The following is a 16,132-nucleotide window of genomic DNA, read 5'->3' on the forward strand; positions in this document are numbered from 1 at the left end:
AAGGCCGGCCCCCGTGACCCCTGTCACGGCGGCCGGCCTTTTCCATGGGCGCGCGGTCGACGATCGCCCTAGGACGGCGGCAGGCACTGCGCCGCGGGCGGTTTCCCGTCCGGCCAGGCGATCCTCACGAAACGGGCGCGGCTGTCGTGGGTGAGTTCCACGATCGGCACGGCCTTGTCGTACGGGTTCCCGTGGGCGTCGAGACAGATCCACCCGCTCGCCCCGTTCACCCGGAGCTGCGCGCCCTTGACCTGGGGCCACTGGAGGCCGACGTCCGCGAGCGCGGGAATCCGCCCGGTCGGTGAGGCGCCCCGGACACCGCGCACGGCGAGCCGCATCGCGTCGTACGCGATGATCAACTGGCCGTCGTCGAGGGAGACCTGGCCGATGGGGCCGACCGGCTCCCGCGCGGCGTCGGTCAGCAGCCGCTGGAGCACCTTCGCGTCGGCCGCGCTGCCGCCGGTCCGCGCGCCGTCCTTCGGCCAGGCGTCCGGATGGGCGAGCGCCGTGTAGCGCACGGTCAGCAGCGGGTCCTTCAGGGCGGCCGGGTCGAGGTCCTTGTCGCCCGCGAGGTACGAGCCCTCGTCGCCGGTGAGCACGGTGAAGCGGCGGTCGGAGCAGCCCCGGGCGCCCAGCGCGTTGATGAACTGCCGCAACTGGGTGTGCCGGCCGGCGAACAGGACGGTGTTCGTGGCCTTCGGCGTGTTGCACAGGATGTTGGCGATCTGCGCGAAGACGTTGGCGGTGCTTCCCTCCTTGCTGCGGTCGGCGGGCGGGGTGAACGGCTGGGCCTCGTAGCGCGCGCCCTTGAGCATCTTCTCGAACGACGACTGGAGCGTGCGTGTGTAGGGGTCGCCGGTCCGGTCGTAGACGAGGAAGGCGTTGGCGGCCGACACCTTGGCGAAGGAGGCGAGGGCGCGTGCCTCGTCGGTGTTGGTGGGGGAGACCCGGGCGAGCCCCGGGAAGGGGTCCTTGCCGTCCTGTCCGTTGGCGAGGCTGTCGGCGGTGATCGAACTCCCTATCACCGGGATGCCCCGCCGGGTGAGTTCCGCGACCGCCTTCTTGTTGTTGTCGGTGCTCAGCCCGACCCCGGTCACCGCGCGCAGCCGGTCCGGGCCCTCGGTCATCCGGTCGAGCTGGTCGACTGTGTGACGCCAGGAGGCCCCGGTGGCACCGGGGTTGGCGAGCACGAGCCGGATCTTCGGCTTCAGCCCGGTGGTGTCGTGATTGGCCTGGTACTGCGCCAGATAGGCGCCCTGGAGCTCGTGAAGGACGTCGGCGAGGTTGTCGGCGTCGGTCGCCGTGAAGGGTTCGAGCAGCGCGACGGTGACGTAACTGCCGGGAGCCAGACGGTGGTTCTCGCGGTTGATGGCCCGGACGGTCTCGGTGAAGCGCGCCCGCCCGAAGGCGTACGCCGTCGAGGAGACGCCGACGCACTCGTCGCCGTCCTTCGGCTGGACGACCCCGGGCGCGCAGGAGCGGTCGACCTTCGCCGCCGTCATGCCGCCCCACACGCCGAGGCCCACGAGGGCGGCCGCGAGCGTCAGCGCGACATACCTGCGGAAACGAATCTCCCAGATGTCCTCGCGCAGCCACACCCATAAGCGCGCCATCACCGTCCTCCGTCCTCGTCGTCCGGGACGCGCAGCGGCCGGCCGGCCAGGGCGTCCGAGGGCCAGTCCCGCGAGGCCCGCCACAGCAGGGCGTTGCCCGCGGGGCGCAGGTTCGAGAGCTGTTCCAGTTCGAAGCGCAGCCGCTCGGCCACCCTGGGGTCCGGCAGTACCAGGGGGTCGGTGAGCTGCCACACAGCGTGCAGCAACCGCCGTACCCGCAGGTGCAGTACGGCGTCCACGCCGTACGGCGGCCGGTGTGCGGCGTCGGTGCGGCCGAGGGCGACGGAGGCGCGGTGGTCGGGGCCCTCGAAGTCGCGGCCGTCCGGATCGTGGGCGTGGTAGTAGGGCGCGGAGGCGATGAAGAGCAGTGCGGAGAGCCAGTCGCGGGTGTCGGAGCGGGGGAAGGTGTCCCGCAGATGGGCGACCGCGAAGTCCGCTTTGCCGAGGGCGAGTTCGTGGTGCAGCCGGTAGCGGTCGCTGTCGGCCGGGGACGTCTCGCCCAGGTCCTGGTAGTGGTCGACGAGGGCGCGGTGCACCGCCCGCCACCGCCCGTGGTCGGTGTCGTCGTGGTGCAGCCTGAGCAGGAGGAGCGCGCGCAGGAACGGGTCGCCGACGAACTGTCCGGCCGCGGTCGCCCACCCTTCCGACGCGAGCCGTTCCTCCAGGTCGAGGACGCCGGAGGCGCCGAAGTCCTCGGGCAGCCGCGACTGGGCGAGCGAGCAGGCCGAGTCGCGGTCGTGGGCCGCGGCCAGCACGGTCAGCTCGTCGAGCCGGCCGCCGGGGACGAGTCGGCCGAGGAGTTCCTGATAGGCGGGGCGGCCCGCCTGGTCCTCGTGCGGGGCGATGTCGGCGGTGAGCAGGGTGCCGAGCGAGTCGGCGCCTTCGGGCAGGTTCTGCCGGACCGAGGCGGCCAGCAGGGTGATGCCGAGCGGGCTGCCGCCCGTCAGCCGGTGCGTGGCGTGCGGGAGTTGGGCGGGCACGGCGGCCGGGGCGGCGGGTCCGGCGCCGGACCCGCCGGACGCGGTGTCCATGATGTGCAGGGTGTCGTCGGGGGTCAGCGGCGGCAGCGGGACGAGCAGGGCCCGCGAGGACGGGGACGTGCCTGGCCGCCAGCCGGTGGCCCGGGCGGTCTCGGGCAGCGCGAGGCGGCCCGCGTTGCGCAGCGCCGGATGCGCGTGGCCCCGTAGCGCGGCGAAGAACACGGCGTGGTCCTTGATGCCGTCGGCGCGGTCGCGCAGGACCGGCTCCAGGAGGCCGAGACCCGCGGGCTCCTGGACGTTGTCGATCAGCAGGACCGGGCGTCCGCGCCGGTGGGAGCGCTGGACGACGCCCGCGTAGGCGTCGTCCAGGTCGGCCAGCAGGGCCCGTACGAGGTGGCGTTCGGCGTGTCTGCGGGAGTCGCCGCCCGCCCGGAAGTGCCGGGAGAGCAGGATCAGCGCGAGCTTGGGGCTGCCGCCCGCGTTCGGGTAGTCGCGGTACCAGGTGGCGGCCCTGCGCAGCCGGCGGTGGGCCGGGGAGACGCCTTCCGTGAAGGCTTCCAGGGTCGCCTCGATGATGGGTTCCACCACCGGGCCGGTCCCGCTCATCGACGCGACGAGCTTGGAGATCACCTTGCTCACCCAGCGCCCGGCGAACCCCGACAGCCAGGACTCCGTCTCGCTCAGCAGCAGGATGCGCCCCGCCTCCTGCCGGATGCGGGGCACGTCGCGGTCGCTCCAGCCGCCCGCCGCCACGGCCAGCAGTCCGGACGACAGCCGCGGGAAGCCGATGCGGCCGGCGCCCTTGACCGGTTCGGCGAGCTGTTCGGCGGCCGTGGTGAGCGCCTGCCCCACCGGGGACCAGGATTCGGCCGGTCGGTCCGGGGGCGGTGCGCCGAACTGCCGTTCCTCGCCGTCGATCAGGGCGACGGGCGTGTGTCCGCGGTAGGCCTCGCGCAGGGCCAGGAGCACGGCGGTCTTGCCCAGTCCCCGGCCGCCCGTGAACACCACGAAGGGCGGCTCGGCGGGGTGTTCGTACGGTGTGGCGCGGAGCTGGTGCGGGCGCAGGCCGACCAGTCGTGACGCGAGTCCGGGCGGATCGGTGTCGAAGAGCGCCCCCCGGCCGTGCAGCCCTGTGTGCACCGCATCTCCCCCTGGTCCGCGGTCCGGTCCATTCCGTTTGTGCTGCTGTGAGGTGTATCAACAACAGTTTAAGAAGGGGGAGTTGGTTCGGGATAGGGCGCCCGATGTCTGTTCAGTTACGAAAACGTTCGGCTGTTCAACCGACAGTGATCGAGTCGAGCTTCTCGCGGAGATAGGTGTGGGAGTCCACCGGTGCGTACGCGACGCGGCCGACGGGGGCGGGCACCGACTCGACCAGCGTTCCCGGTGTGCACTCGCCGAAGTACACGAGCGAGATCAGCTCCTCGGCGGGTGCGTCGGCCGGCGGCGGGAGCACCCGGTGCCGGCCCGAGCGCCACCGGTCCCCGGTCCAGCGGGCCATGAGATCACCGATGTTGACCGTCAGCGCCGCCGGGTCGAAGGGTGCGTCCTGCCAGCCGTCCGTGTCCGTGAAGACCTGGAGACCGCCCTTGCCCGCCTGCCGGTCGAGGATGGTGACGGTGCCGAAGTCGGTGTGCGGGCCGATGCGGAACTGGCCCGGCAGTGGCTCGCCGACGACCTCCGTGCCCGGGTACCAGTTGATGTTGAAGCCGTACGTGGGATGGTCCATGTGGCGGGTGAAGAAGTCCGGTTCGAGGCCGAGGGCCCGGCCGAGCAGTTCGAGGAGCAGGTTCTCCAGGTGGGCCATCCGCTCCAGGTACTCCTCGCAGAGCGCCCGCAGTTCCGGGGCCTCGGCGGGCCAGACGTTCGGCGCGTACCACTGCGCGTCGGTCTCCGGGTCCTCGAACGGCTCGTGCGTCGCGAACGTCAGCGACTCCTTGAGGTCCGGCGGGGTCTCGGTGCCCTCCGCGTAGCCGTTGGCCTCGGCGCCGGGCCCGAGCCAGCCGCGCCCGCCGACCTTGGCGGCGTACGGCTGCTTGACCGCGGCGGGCAGCACGAAGAAGGCACGCGCCGCCTCCCGCACGCGCCGGCGCAGCTCCGGGTCCACCCCGTGCCCGGTGACGAGCAGGAATCCGGCCGTCCGCAGGGCGTCGTCGACGGTCCGCGCGAGCGCGTCACGGGCACCCGGATCCCCGGAGAGCCAGGGACCGAGATCGACGGTGGGGACGCCGGAGGCCACCGGGCCGGCGGAACCGGCGACATCGGGGGTGCCGGTGGCCGCCGGGTGTGAGGAGTCGGCGCCGGGGGTGCCGGAACCCACCGGGTGCGGGGAGCCGGCCACAGGGAGGCCGGTGGCCGCCGGGCGTGAGGAGCTGGCCTCGGGGGAGCCGGTGGCCGCCGGGTGTGAGGAGCTGGCCTCGGGGGAGCCGGTGGCCGCCGGACCCCCGGAAAGACCGAGGGTACCGGGGGGCGCCAGGTGTGTGGGTCCGGTCGTATCGGCCGTCGTCCTGGGGGTGTTCGTCGGGTCAGTCACCGATGTCCTCGTTCCACAGGGCCGGGTTCTTCTCGATGAAGTCGCGCATCAGCGCGATGCACTCGGGGTCGTCGAGCAGCACGATCTGCACGCCGTGCTCGGCGAGCCAGTCGTGGCCGCCGTGGAAGGTGGCCGCCTCGCCGACGACCACCCGGGAGATCCCGAACTGCCGGACGAGCCCGCTGCAGTACCAGCACGGCGACAGGGTGGTCACCATGGTCGTGCCGCGGTACGACCGCTGCCGCCCGGCGTCCCGGAAGGCGGCCGTCTCGCCGTGCGCCGAGGGGTCGCCGTCCTGGACGCGGCGGTTGTGGCCGCGGCCGAGCAGGGTGCCGTCCGTGCCGAACAGCGCGGCCCCGATGGGGATACCGCCCTCGGCGAGCCCGGCCCGCGCCTCCTCCAGAGCCGTGCCGAGCCACACACGGGCCTGTGCCACTTCGATACGCTGCATGCCTCCACTGTCCCCCGCACCCCCCTCTCCCGTCGCCCGAACACGAGGGCGGCGCGGGGAAGCACTGATCTACACCTCGGGACCGGTCACGCGGAGCAGGAGTTTGCCTGTGCTGGTGCGGGAGCCCATCAGGGTGTGGGCCTTCTCGGCCGATTCCAGGGGGAACTCCGCCGTGACCGGGAGGGTCACCGTGCCGTCGGCCACCGTCTCGAACGCGCGGGAGGCGATGGCGCGGAGGGCGGCCGGGGCCGTCTTCGCGAGGCCCAGGATCGAGAATCCGGAGACCGACAGGCCGGTCGGGTAGAGCTCCGGCTGGCCCACCGTCCAGGGCTCCGCGGAGCTCGCGTTGCCGAAGGAGACCAGCCGGCCGAAGGGGGCGAGGGAGGCGAGGCCGGCGCGCAGGGTCTCGCCGCCGACCGGGTCCAGGACCAGGTCCACCCCGCGGCCGCCGGTCGCCGCGCGCACCTCGTCGCGGAAGGACCCCACGAACACCTCGTCGTAGCCGTGGCCGAGGGCGTACTCGGCCTTCGGCGCGCTGGACACGACGCCGTACACGGCGCCGGCCCCGGCCGCCTTCGCGAGCCGGCCCAGCACCGTGCCCACGCCGCCCGCCGCGCCCTGTACGAGCACGCTCTCGCCGGACTGGAGCCGGCCCACCGTGTGCAGCAGCGCGTACGCCGTGGGCAGGACGGTGGGCAGGGTGGCGCCGGTGCGCAGTCCGACGCCGTCGGGCAGCGGGAAGACGGTCACGGCGTCGGCCACGGTCACCTCCGCGTACGCCCCGCCCTCCGTCAGCGCCGCGACCTCCTGGCCCACCCGCAGTCCCGTCACGTCCGGGCCGACCGCCCGGACACGGCCCGAGACCTCCAGCCCGGGCACGAAGGGGAGGGCGGGGACGCGGTAGCCCTCCGACCTGGCCTTGAGGTCGGCGAAGTTCACGCCCGCGTAGGCCACGTCGATGCTCACCTGCCCCGGGCCCGGATCGGGGACCTTCGCCTCGGCGACCCGCAGGACCTCGGGACCGCCGTACTCCTGGAATTCGACCGTACGCATGGCACACCCCTGGCGCTCGACTGTTCAATGAAAAGCGAACACTCGGGAGTGTATGGTTTTGATCGAACACTCGGCAAGCTGGCCGGGAGGTTCGCGGAGTTCAGGAAGACCAGGGAGGCCGGCGTGGCCGAGCGCACCAGTCACCGGGCGGCGCCCGAGCACACCCACCCCGATCAGGTCTCCGTGCCCGCCGCCCTCGCGGCGCTCGCCGACCCCGTACGCATCCAGCTCGTCAGGGAACTCGCGGGATCCGATGAGTGGACCCGCAGCTGTGGCAGTTTCGACGTGCCCGTCGGCAAGGCGGCGCTCAGCCATCACTTCGCCGTGCTGCGCGGTGCCGGTCTGGTCGAACAGCGCGACCAGGGCCCGAAGCGGGTCAACCGGCTGCGCCGGGCGGAGTTCGACGCCCGCTTCCCCGGTCTCCTCGCCCTGGTCCTGCGCCAGGAGCCGGACCGCCCGTAGTCCCCGCCAGGGATCATCGGCGGCGCCGATGGGGGCATCGGCAGGACGCCCCGGTGGACCGTGGCCCGCGGGGTGCCGCCGCTCCTACCTTCGGGTCATGACCTCAACCACCGCAGTCGAGAACAAGGGCGCCGTCCAGCTCACGGCCGCCATGATGCTCTCCGGGACCCTCGGCGTCTTCGTCGTCGAGTCCGGCGCCTCGCCCTTCAACGTCGTCTTCTTCCGCGTCCTGTTCGGGGCGCTCGCCCTCGGCGGCTACGCACTGGCCCGGGGCTACTTCCGGGGCCACGGCTTCACCCCGCGCACGCTCGCCCTGGCCGCGCTCGGCGGGGTGTTCATCGTCTTCAACTGGGTCCTGCTCTTCCAGTCGTACAAGAACACCTCGATCTCCGTCGCCACCGTCGTCTACCACACCCAGCCGTTCTACGTGGTCCTGCTGGGCGCCCTGCTCTTCCGTGAGCGGCTCACCGCGGCCAAGGGGGGCTGGATCGCGCTGGCATTCGCCGGCCTGGTCCTCGTCGCCGGTGTCTCCCCGGCCGACTTCGCGCACGGCGGCGCGTACCTCACGGGCATCGGACAGGCACTCCTCGCCGCGCTCCTCTACGGCCTGTCCACCCTGGTCACCAAGCGCATCACCGGTGTCCGTCCGCACCTCATCGCGCTCGTCCAGGTCGTCGTCGGCATCCCGCTGCTGCTCCCCTTCGCCGACTTCGGCGCGATGCGGGGGACCGGCGCGGACTGGGGCTGGCTGATCGGGCTCGGAGTCGTCCACACCGGGCTGATGTACGTCCTGATGTACGCCGCGTACGCCAAGCTCCCGACCTCGAAGATCGCGGTGCTCGCCTTCACCTACCCGGCCGTCGCGATGGTCATGGACTGGGCGGTCTACGGCCACCACATCGGCTTCGTCCAGGCCCTCGGCGTCCCGCTGATCGTGACCGCGAGCCTGAAGGTGACGCTTCCCCGCAAGACCGAGAGCGCCAGGAGCATCATGGCCCGCCGGATCGCCGAGAACGCCGCGCTCACCCCGGCCTCGCTCACCCCTGCGGGCCGGACTCCTCGGACACCAGCTGCCGCGCCCGCTCCACGAACAGCCGCGCGTGGGACGGGAGCCGCTTACCGGCCCGCCAGGCCAGTTGCGTCCAAAGCGTGAACGGCGGCTCCCAGTCCAGCCGTACGAGTTCCCCCCGCTCCAGTTCGGCGGCGACCGTCACCTCGGGTAGCAGCGCGATCCCGAGGCCGGCCGCCGCGGCGCGTTTGGTCGCCTCGATCGTGCCGAACTCGGTGAAGAAGACCGAGGAGCCGTCCGGCAGGCGGGAGTTGAGCTCCCGCTCGAACAGGTCCCGGTATGCGCAGCCGGGCTCCGTGGCGAGCAGCGGGCGCTCCGGGAGGTCGACCGTGGCCGGTGTCGTGCCGACGAGCGGATCGCCGGGCGCGGCGACCAGCGCGAAGGGTTCCTTCGCGAGGAGCGCGACCTCCAGGCCCGCGTGCTCGGTCTGCTCCTCCATCAGGAAGCCGACGTCGTACGTGCCCTGGCGCAGGGCCTGCCGGGTCTCGTCGCCGATGGTCGTGCGCAGCGACAGCCGTACCCGGGGGTGGCGGTGGTGGAAGAACTCCAGGAGCGGCAGCAGCCGGTACGAGGTGAGGGACTCCATCGTGCCGACGGTGAGCGTGCCGGAGGGTTCCTCGGCGCCGACGACCGCGGCCCGCGCCTCCTCCGTCAGCTCGATGATCTGCCGGGCGTAGGGCAGCAGCCGCTCGCCCGCCTCGGTCAGCCGGATCCTGCTGCCCAGCCGGTCGAAGAGCTCGGTGCCCAGCGAGGACTCCAGGGCGCGGATCTGGCTGGTCACGCTGGACTGCGCGTACGTCAGCTCGGCCGCGGCCCGGGTGAAACTCAGTACGGTCGCGACCTTCTCGAAGGTCACCAGCAGGCGCAGTTCCATGTCAGGACTCTTCGTCGGACCTGCTCTGCTCCTCGCGCCGCTTCAGTTCCTCCTCGCGGCGCCGCAGGTCTGCCTCCCAGTCCTTCAGCAGTGCCTCGTCCTTGCGGTTCTCGGCCTTGAGGGACTTGAGGAACTCGGGGTTGTCGTCGGGCGCGACGAACTCCGTCCGGTGGTTGCGGTGCCATTCGGAGGGCGTGGAGCCGCCCGCGGGGCCGCGGCGGTTGCGGCCCGCGACCAGCCAGGCGACAGGGCCGACCAGAACTTCGCCGAAGAGCAGGATGATGATCACCCAGACCACCTTGGGAAGGCCTCTGACCTCCTCCTCCGGCGTGTTCAGGCAGTCGATGAACGCGTAGATCCACAGCGCCAGGACCAGCAGGAACGGCAGATACCTGAGCATGGCCGAACGATCCCCCAGTGAGCGACGGCGGGGCGGCACGGGCCCCCCGGTGACGGGCACAGATTAGCGGGTGGCCGATACTTGGACACATGGCTTACGACGATCTTCGCTCCCTGCTCAGGGCGCTGGAGCGCGAGGGAGACCTCAAGCGCATCAAGGCCGAGGTGGATCCGTACCTGGAGGTCGGGGAGATCGTCGACCGGGTGCAGAAGGCCGGTGGGCCCGCGCTCCTCTTCGAGAACGTGAAGGGCTCCTCCATGCCCCTCGCGATGAACGTGTTCGGCACCGACCGGCGCCTGCTGAAGGCCCTCGGCCTGAAGTCGTACGGCGAGATCTCCGAGAAGATCGGCGGACTGCTCAGGCCGGAGCTGCCGCACGGCTTCGTGGGCGTGCGCGAGGCCTTCGGGAAACTCGGCGCGATGGCGCACGTACCGCCGAAGAAGGTCAAGGACGCGCCGGTGCAGGAAGTGGTGCTGCGCGGCGAGGACGTCGATCTCGACGCGCTGCCCGCGCTGTTCACCTGGCCCGACGACGGCGGCTCCTTCTTCAACCTCGGGCTCACCCACACCAAGGACCCCGAGTCCGGCATCCGCAACCTCGGTCTGTACCGGCTCCAGCGGCACGACAAGCGCACCATCGGCATGCACTGGCAGATCCACAAGGACAGCCGGAACCACTACCAGGTCGCCGCCCGCAGGGGCGAGCGGCTGCCCGTGGCGATCGCCTTCGGCTGCCCGCCCGCCGTCACGTACGCCTCCACGGCCCCGCTGCCCGGCGACATCGACGAGTACCTCTTCGCCGGGTTCATCCAGGGCAAGCGGATCGAGATGGTCGACTGCAAGACCGTCCCGCTTCAGGTGCCGGCGAACGCCGAGGTCGTCCTGGAGGGCTGGCTGGAGCCGGGCGAGATGCTGCCCGAGGGGCCCTTCGGCGACCACACCGGGTTCTACACCCCGCAGGAGCCGTTCCCGGCGCTGACCATCGACTGCGTCACGATGCGGCGGCGGCCGCTGCTCCAGTCCATCGTGGTGGGCCGGCCCCCCACGGAGGACGGGCCCCTCGGCCGGGCGACGGAGCGGTTCTTCCTCCCGCTGCTGAAGATCATCGTCCCGGACATCGTGGACTACCACCTGCCGGAGGCGGGCGGTTTCCACAACTGCGCGATCGTCTCGATCGACAAGAAGTACCCCAAGCACGCGCAGAAGGTGATGCACGCCGTCTGGGGGGCACACATGATGTCCCTGACGAAGCTGATCGTGGTCGTCGACGCGGACTGCGACGTCCACGATCTGCACGAGGTGGCCTGGCGCGCGCTCGGCAACACGGACTACGGACGTGACCTCACCGTCGTCGAAGGCCCGGTCGACCACCTCGACCACGCCTCCTACCAGCAGTTCTGGGGCGGCAAGGCGGGCATCGACGCGACGAAGAAGTGGCCCGAGGAGGGCTACACACGGGACGGCGGCTGGCCCGAGATGGTGCTGTCCGACCCGCAGACGGCGGCGAAGGTCGACCGCCGTTGGAAGGAGTACGGGCTGTGAGTTCAGCTTCCGCGGCGCTTCCGCAGCCGGGCCGCACCAAGGCGTTCCTGCGCCTCGTCATGATCGAGCACTCGGTGTTCGCGCTGCCCTTCGCGTACATCGCGGCGCTCACCGCGATGTTCGAGGTCGACAAGAACATCCACTGGGGAAAGCTGCTCCTGGTCACCGTCGCGATGGTGGGCCTGCGCACCTTCGCGATGGCCGCGAACCGGATCATCGACCGCGAGATCGACGCCCGCAATCCCCGTACGGCCCAGCGTGAACTGGTCACCGGCGCGATGAGCGTCAAGCACGCCTGGACGGGCGCGCTGGTCGCCCTGGTCGTCTTCCTCGGCGCCGCGGCCCTGCTCAACCCGCTGTGTCTGGCGCTGGCGCCCATCGCGGTCATCCCGATGGTCGTCTACCCGTACGGCAAGCGGTTCACGAACTTCCCGCAGGCCATCCTCGGTCTCGCCCAGGCGATGGGCCCGGTCGGCGCGTGGATCGCCGTCACCGGCACCTGGTCCTGGGACGCGGTCGTCCTCGGCCTCGCGGTCGGCGTCTGGATCGGCGGCTTCGACCTGATCTACGCCTGCCAGGACGTGGAGACCGACCGCGAGATCGGTGTGATGTCCGTGCCGGCCCGCTTCGGCATCCCGGCCGCGGTGCAGAGCGCGCGGGTGTGCCACGCGGTGACGACGGCGCTCTTCGTCTGGTACGGAGTCGCCACCGGCGCCGGCGCCTTCTTCTGGCTGGGTCTCGTGATCGTGGCGGGCGCGTTCCTCTACGAGCACTCCATCGTGAAGCCGCACGACCTGAGCCGGCTCAACCGGGCGTTCTTCCAGGTCAACGGCTTCATCGGGATCGCCCTGTTCGTGTGCGCCCTGTTGGACCTGCTGGTGCGCGGGCTGACGGTCTGACCATGGCCGGTGGCCGGATAGGCTCGACATCATGAAGCCAGGACAGACGCAGCGCCGGCCTTGGATCGTGGGGGTCTCCGGCGCGTCCGGTACGCCGTACGCGGCCGCGGTGCTGCGTTCGCTGCTGGAAGCGGGGGAGAGCGTCGACCTGGTCGTCAGCAGGGCCTCACGGCTCACGCTGCTCGACGAGACCGGCCTCCCGTTCCGCGACGCCCACTGGCGGGACGATCTGCGCGCGTGGCTGGAGCGGGGCGCCGACGGCAAGCCCGGCACCTTCGACGTCCCCGGGGAGCATCTCGACGGCGTACGGCACTGGAGCGCGGGCGACCTGGCGGCGGGTCCCTCGTCGGGCTCGTATCCGGCCAAGGGCATGCTGATCGTGCCCGCGTCCACCGCCTGTGTGGCCGGAGTCGCCCTCGGTCTCTCCAAGGATCTGCTGCAGCGGGCCGCGAGCGTCACCCTCAAGGAGGGGCGCAAGCTGGTCGTCGCCGTACGGGAGACCCCGCTGAACGGGCAGACACTGCGTCACCTGGTCTCCCTGGACGACGCGGGCGCCGTGGTGCTGCCCGCCTCGCCGGCGTTCTACGCGGGGGCCACGCACATCCAGGACCTGGTGGACTTCGTCGCCGGACGGGCCCTCGACGCGGCGGGCGTCGAACACGGCCTGTACCGCCGGTGGAAGGGCGAACTCGGGAGCGGCTCCCGGGACGCCACCGCCTAGACTCGCAAGATTCTCAGGACTTCTCAGACCTTTTCAGCGGAAGGCTTCGATCGCATGGACGCGGTGGACAGGCAGCTCATCCAGGCCCTGAGGGAGAACGGCCGGGCCTCCTACGCGGAGCTGGGGCGCCTCGTCGGTCTGTCGGGACCCAGTGTCACCGACCGCATCAACCGGCTGGAGGCGGCCGGTGTCATCACCGGGTACCGCGCGACGGTCGACTCGGCCTCGCTCGGTCTCGGCGTCACCGCCCTGATCGGCATCTCGCTCTCCGACGCGGCCGACCACGAGGACGTGGCCCGGCGGCTGCGCGACCTCAGCGAGATCGAGGACTGCTGGTTCATCGCGGGCGACGACTCGTTCATGCTCAAGGTGCGCTCCAGCGACGTCGACGGGCTGGAGAAGACCATCCGGCGGCTGTCCGGGACCAAGGGAGTCTCCCGCACCCGTACGACGATCGTGCTCTCCACGAAGTGGGAGAACCGGGTCGGAGAGCTGCCCGAGGAGGACTAGGCACACCCCGGGGAGCGAAAGGCCCAGGTGGGGGCCTTTCGCCGACAGGGCGGGGAGTACGGTTGGCAGCGTTCGTCACAGGGAGAGGTAATCGCATGGATGTCGGGCTCAAGCGCGAGCTGGAGGACAAGGTCCGGGCCGGTGAGCGGCTGACCCGCGAGGACGGCATCGCGCTCTACGAGTCGGACGACCTGGCCTGGCTCGGCGGACTCGCCCACGAGGTGCGCACGCGCAAGAACGGCGACGTCGTCCACTTCAACGTCAACCGTCACCTCAACATGACGAACGTGTGCACCGCGTCCTGCGCGTACTGCTCGTTCCAGCGCAAGCCGGGCGAGAAGGACGCGTACACGATGCGCATCGAGGAGGCCGTCCGTCTCGCCAAGGCGATGGAGGGCGAGAACCTCACCGAGCTGCACATCGTCAACGGCCTGCACCCCAGCCTGCCCTGGCGCTACTACCCGCGCTCGCTCAGCGAGCTGAAGAAGGCACTCCCGGACGTCTCGCTGAAGGCGTTCACCGCCACCGAGATCCACCACTTCGAGACCATCTCCGGACTGTCCGCCTCGGAGATCCTCGACGAGCTGATCGAGGCCGGCCTGGAGTCGCTGACCGGCGGCGGCGCGGAGATCTTCGACTGGGAGGTCCGGCAGCACATCGTCGACCACCGCACCCACTGGGAGGACTGGTCGCGCATCCACCGCCTCGCGCACGAGAAGGGTCTCAAGACCCCGTGCACGATGCTGTACGGGCACATCGAGGAGCCCCGGCACCGGGTCGACCACGTGCTCAGGCTGCGTGAGCTCCAGGACGAGACCGGCGGCTTCCAGGTCTTCATCCCGCTGCGCTACCAGCACGACTTCGTGGACATGCAGGACGGCAAGGTCAGGAACCGCCTCCAGGCCCGCACCCAGATGGCGACCGGCGCCGAGGCGCTGAAGACCTTCGCGGTCTCCCGGCTGCTCTTCGACAACGTCCCGCACGTCAAGGTCTTCTGGGTCATGCACGGCGTCCAGACCGCCCAGCTCGCGCTCCAGCACGGCGCGGACGACATGGACGGCTCGGTCGTCGAGTACAAGATCACGCACGACGCGGACAACTACGGCACGCCGAACAAGCTCACCCGCGAGGACCTGCTGGACCTCATCCGGGACGCGGGCTTCCGCCCGGTGGAGCGCAACACGCGCTACGAGATCATCCGCGAGTACGACGGACCGGACCCGGCACGCCGTGAGGCGCCGCAGCCGATGCGGGTCTGACGTGTCCCTGGTCTTCGAACTGGACCCGGCGGTCACCCCCGAGCTGAGGGACGGTCTCCTCACCCTCTGGGCGGACGTCTCCAACGCGGGCGGCTCCGTCGGCTTCGTCCCGCCGGTGACCGCCGACGACGTACGCCCCGAACTCGTCAAGCACTTCGCCGCGATGGCCGACGGCCGCACCCGCCTGCTGGTCGGCCGGGACGAGGAGGGCGGCGTCGCCGCGACCGCCTTCCTCACGCACAACACGCACCGGCTGATGAGGCACTGGGTCTGGCTGTACACCGTGATGGTGCACCCGCGGCACCAGGGCAAGGGGTACGGCCGCGACCTGCTCGCCGCCGCCGAGGAGGCGGCGGGCCGCCTCGACGGCATCGACGCGATACGGCTGACCTGCAGGGGCGGCCAGGGTCTCGAACGCTTCTACACCTCCTGCGGCTACAAGGAGGTCGGGCGGGTGCCGGGCGCGATCCGTGTCGCGCCCGGCGACGAACGGGACGACATCACGATGCTGCTTCCGCTGGCCGTCCGCGGCTGAGGACCCGCTGCAAGATCGCTGTCCGGGCGTGCTTCACTGGACGGAGTTCTTTGGGACCGTTCGGAACGGAAGAGTGGATTGAGATGCTCCGCTACACACTGATGCGCCTCGGTATCTTCGCGGGCTGCCTCGTGGTCGTCTGGGGCCTCGTCTACTCGGGTGTGGCCCCCCGCGGCCTCGGCGACTCCAACTACATGTGGGTCGTCCTGCTGGCCCTGGTGATCTCGGCGCCGATCAGCTTCGTCGTCCTGCGCGGCGCGCGCGACCGCGCCTCGGCCCAGGTCGTCGCCCGCGTCGACCGTGCCAAGGCCAACCTGGAGCGCAACCGCAACCAGGAGGACACCCTCCTGGACGAGACCGCCCAGGGCGCCCCGCACCAGGCCTCCTGACACCGCTGTGTGCCCGGCCGCGCCGTGCGCCCTCGTAGGCTTGGCGCATGGGTGCTGTGAAGAACAAGCGGATGCCCCGCGCGGTACGCGAACAGCAGATGCTGGACGCGGCCGTACGGACCTTCGGGCAGCGCGGGTACCGGGCCGCGTCGATGGACGAGATCGCCGAACTGGCGGGCGTGTCCAAGCCGTTGGTGTATCTGTACCTGAACTCGAAGGAAGACCTCTTCACCGCGTGCATCCGGCGTGAGGCCAAGGCGCTGACCGACGCGGTCCGCGCCGGCGTCCGCCCCGAACTGCCCGCCGACCGCCGGCTCTGGGAAGGGCTGCGGGCGTTCTTCACGCACACCGCCGAGAACCCGGACGGCTGGTCGGTCCTGCACCTCCAGGCCCGTACGCACGGCGAGCCCTTCGCCGCCGAGGTCTTCGCGATGCGTGAGGAACTGGTCCGCTTCGTCACGCAGTTGATCGTCGTCGCCGCGCGCGAGGCGCACCGCGACCCCTCGCTGCCCGCCCGGGAGGTCGCCGGGCTCGCGGAGGCGCTGGTCGGTGCCGCCGAGTCGATGGCCGCGTGGGCCAACGCCACCCCGGGCGTCTCGGCCCGGCAGGCCGCCGCCACCCTGATGAACTTCGCCTGGGCGGGACTCGGCACGCTCATGCAGGGCCGCCCCTGGTCCCCGCCGAACGCGGCGATCCCGTCCCAGACGGCCACGGAGTCGGCCGCGGCGATCCCTTCCCGGACCGCCGGGGAGGTCTGAGCACCCGGCCGGCCCGGCTCGCCATCTCTCTCTCCCTCGCCGCGCACCCGCCCGGCCGTCGTGTCGTGCACCGGGCGCGGTCGCG

At 71.3% G+C, this 16,132-nt stretch carries 17 protein-coding genes; 10 read left to right on the forward strand and 7 right to left on the reverse strand.

All coding sequences use genetic code 11. The features are described 5' to 3' along the window. Window positions 1-68 precede the first annotated feature (68 nt). The 5 genes from ACFYYF_RS05260 to ACFYYF_RS05280 all read right to left on the reverse strand — a co-directional run bounded on the left by ACFYYF_RS05260 (window position 69) and on the right by ACFYYF_RS05280 (window position 6,630). The gene (locus ACFYYF_RS05260) at window positions 69-1,613 is read right to left on the reverse strand and encodes an ABC transporter substrate-binding protein (RefSeq protein ID WP_388771690.1); all 1,545 of its coding nucleotides are present in this window, start codon (window positions 1,611-1,613) and stop codon (window positions 69-71) included. Continuing rightward, window positions 1,613-3,733 (reverse strand): hypothetical protein, encoded by a 2,121-nt coding sequence (locus ACFYYF_RS05265; protein WP_388771692.1) that lies wholly within the window; start codon window positions 3,731-3,733, stop codon window positions 1,613-1,615. The genes ACFYYF_RS05260 and ACFYYF_RS05265 overlap by 1 nt, the downstream gene beginning before the upstream one ends. Before the next feature lie 136 nt (window positions 3,734-3,869). Beyond that, entirely contained in the window at window positions 3,870-4,832 is a 963-nt protein-coding gene (locus ACFYYF_RS05270) for an isopenicillin N synthase family dioxygenase (RefSeq protein ID WP_388772935.1), read from the reverse strand. A 286-nt stretch (window positions 4,833-5,118) separates the two neighbouring features. Further along, window positions 5,119-5,577 (reverse strand): nucleoside deaminase, encoded by a 459-nt coding sequence (locus tag ACFYYF_RS05275; RefSeq protein WP_388771694.1) that lies wholly within the window; start codon window positions 5,575-5,577, stop codon window positions 5,119-5,121. A 69-nt stretch (window positions 5,578-5,646) separates the two neighbouring features. Next, on the reverse strand, window positions 5,647-6,630 hold the full coding sequence (locus ACFYYF_RS05280) for a zinc-binding alcohol dehydrogenase family protein (protein ID WP_388771697.1): 984 nt from the start codon (window positions 6,628-6,630) through the stop codon (window positions 5,647-5,649). 123 nt (window positions 6,631-6,753) lie between these two features. Here ACFYYF_RS05280 and ACFYYF_RS05285 point away from each other — a divergent pair, with 123 nt between their 5' ends. Together ACFYYF_RS05285 and ACFYYF_RS05290 are read left to right on the forward strand one after the other, a co-directional pair. Next, window positions 6,754-7,092, forward strand: coding sequence for an ArsR/SmtB family transcription factor (locus ACFYYF_RS05285; RefSeq protein ID WP_388771699.1), 339 nt, complete (start codon window positions 6,754-6,756; stop codon window positions 7,090-7,092). Between the two features lie 97 nt (window positions 7,093-7,189). Next, window positions 7,190-8,245: a DMT family transporter gene (locus ACFYYF_RS05290; protein ID WP_388771701.1), complete on the forward strand. Its 1,056-nt coding sequence runs from the start codon at window positions 7,190-7,192 to the stop codon at window positions 8,243-8,245. Here ACFYYF_RS05290 and ACFYYF_RS05295 read toward each other — a convergent pair. Then, the gene (locus tag ACFYYF_RS05295; RefSeq protein ID WP_361677134.1) at window positions 8,130-9,035 is read right to left on the reverse strand and encodes a LysR family transcriptional regulator; all 906 of its coding nucleotides are present in this window, start codon (window positions 9,033-9,035) and stop codon (window positions 8,130-8,132) included. The two genes, ACFYYF_RS05290 and ACFYYF_RS05295, sit on opposite strands and share 116 nt — an antisense overlap. A gap of 1 nt (window position 9,036) precedes the next feature. After that, entirely contained in the window at window positions 9,037-9,435 is a 399-nt protein-coding gene (locus ACFYYF_RS05300) for a PLD nuclease N-terminal domain-containing protein (RefSeq protein WP_388771704.1), read from the reverse strand. A gap of 89 nt (window positions 9,436-9,524) precedes the next feature. Between ACFYYF_RS05300 and ACFYYF_RS05305 the strand changes: the two genes are divergently transcribed. The 8 genes from ACFYYF_RS05305 (at window position 9,525) to ACFYYF_RS05340 (ending at window position 16,047) form a co-directional block, all read left to right on the forward strand. Further along, window positions 9,525-10,976, forward strand: coding sequence for a menaquinone biosynthesis decarboxylase (locus ACFYYF_RS05305; protein ID WP_361677128.1), 1,452 nt, complete (start codon window positions 9,525-9,527; stop codon window positions 10,974-10,976). Continuing rightward, window positions 10,973-11,875 (forward strand): menaquinone biosynthesis prenyltransferase MqnP, encoded by a 903-nt coding sequence (mqnP, locus tag ACFYYF_RS05310; RefSeq protein WP_388771706.1) that lies wholly within the window; start codon window positions 10,973-10,975, stop codon window positions 11,873-11,875. Before ACFYYF_RS05305 ends, mqnP begins: the two co-directional genes overlap by 4 nt. Window positions 11,876-11,906: 31 nt before the next feature. Beyond that, window positions 11,907-12,596, forward strand: a complete 690-nt coding sequence (locus tag ACFYYF_RS05315) for a UbiX family flavin prenyltransferase (protein ID WP_388771708.1) — start codon at window positions 11,907-11,909, stop codon at window positions 12,594-12,596. Between the two features lie 54 nt (window positions 12,597-12,650). Continuing rightward, on the forward strand, window positions 12,651-13,106 hold the full coding sequence (locus tag ACFYYF_RS05320) for an Lrp/AsnC family transcriptional regulator (protein WP_037627278.1): 456 nt from the start codon (window positions 12,651-12,653) through the stop codon (window positions 13,104-13,106). A gap of 95 nt (window positions 13,107-13,201) precedes the next feature. Continuing rightward, window positions 13,202-14,365: an aminofutalosine synthase MqnE gene (gene mqnE, locus ACFYYF_RS05325; RefSeq protein ID WP_388771711.1), complete on the forward strand. Its 1,164-nt coding sequence runs from the start codon at window positions 13,202-13,204 to the stop codon at window positions 14,363-14,365. Window position 14,366: 1 nt separating this feature from the next. Beyond that, window positions 14,367-14,900 (forward strand): GNAT family N-acetyltransferase, encoded by a 534-nt coding sequence (locus tag ACFYYF_RS05330; protein WP_361677116.1) that lies wholly within the window; start codon window positions 14,367-14,369, stop codon window positions 14,898-14,900. Between the two features lie 83 nt (window positions 14,901-14,983). Next, a complete protein-coding gene (locus tag ACFYYF_RS05335; protein ID WP_388771714.1) occupies window positions 14,984-15,289 on the forward strand; it encodes a DUF4229 domain-containing protein in 306 nt (101 codons plus the stop codon). Between the two features lie 47 nt (window positions 15,290-15,336). Then, window positions 15,337-16,047 carry a TetR/AcrR family transcriptional regulator gene (locus ACFYYF_RS05340; RefSeq protein WP_388771716.1) on the forward strand — a complete coding sequence of 237 codons (711 nt, stop codon included), beginning with the start codon at window positions 15,337-15,339 and terminating at the stop codon, window positions 16,045-16,047. Window positions 16,048-16,132: the final 85 nt, after the last annotated feature.

Source organism: Streptomyces sp. NPDC001914, assembly GCF_042891215.1.
In the GTDB taxonomy this organism is placed as follows: Bacteria; Actinomycetota; Actinomycetes; order Streptomycetales; family Streptomycetaceae; genus Streptomyces.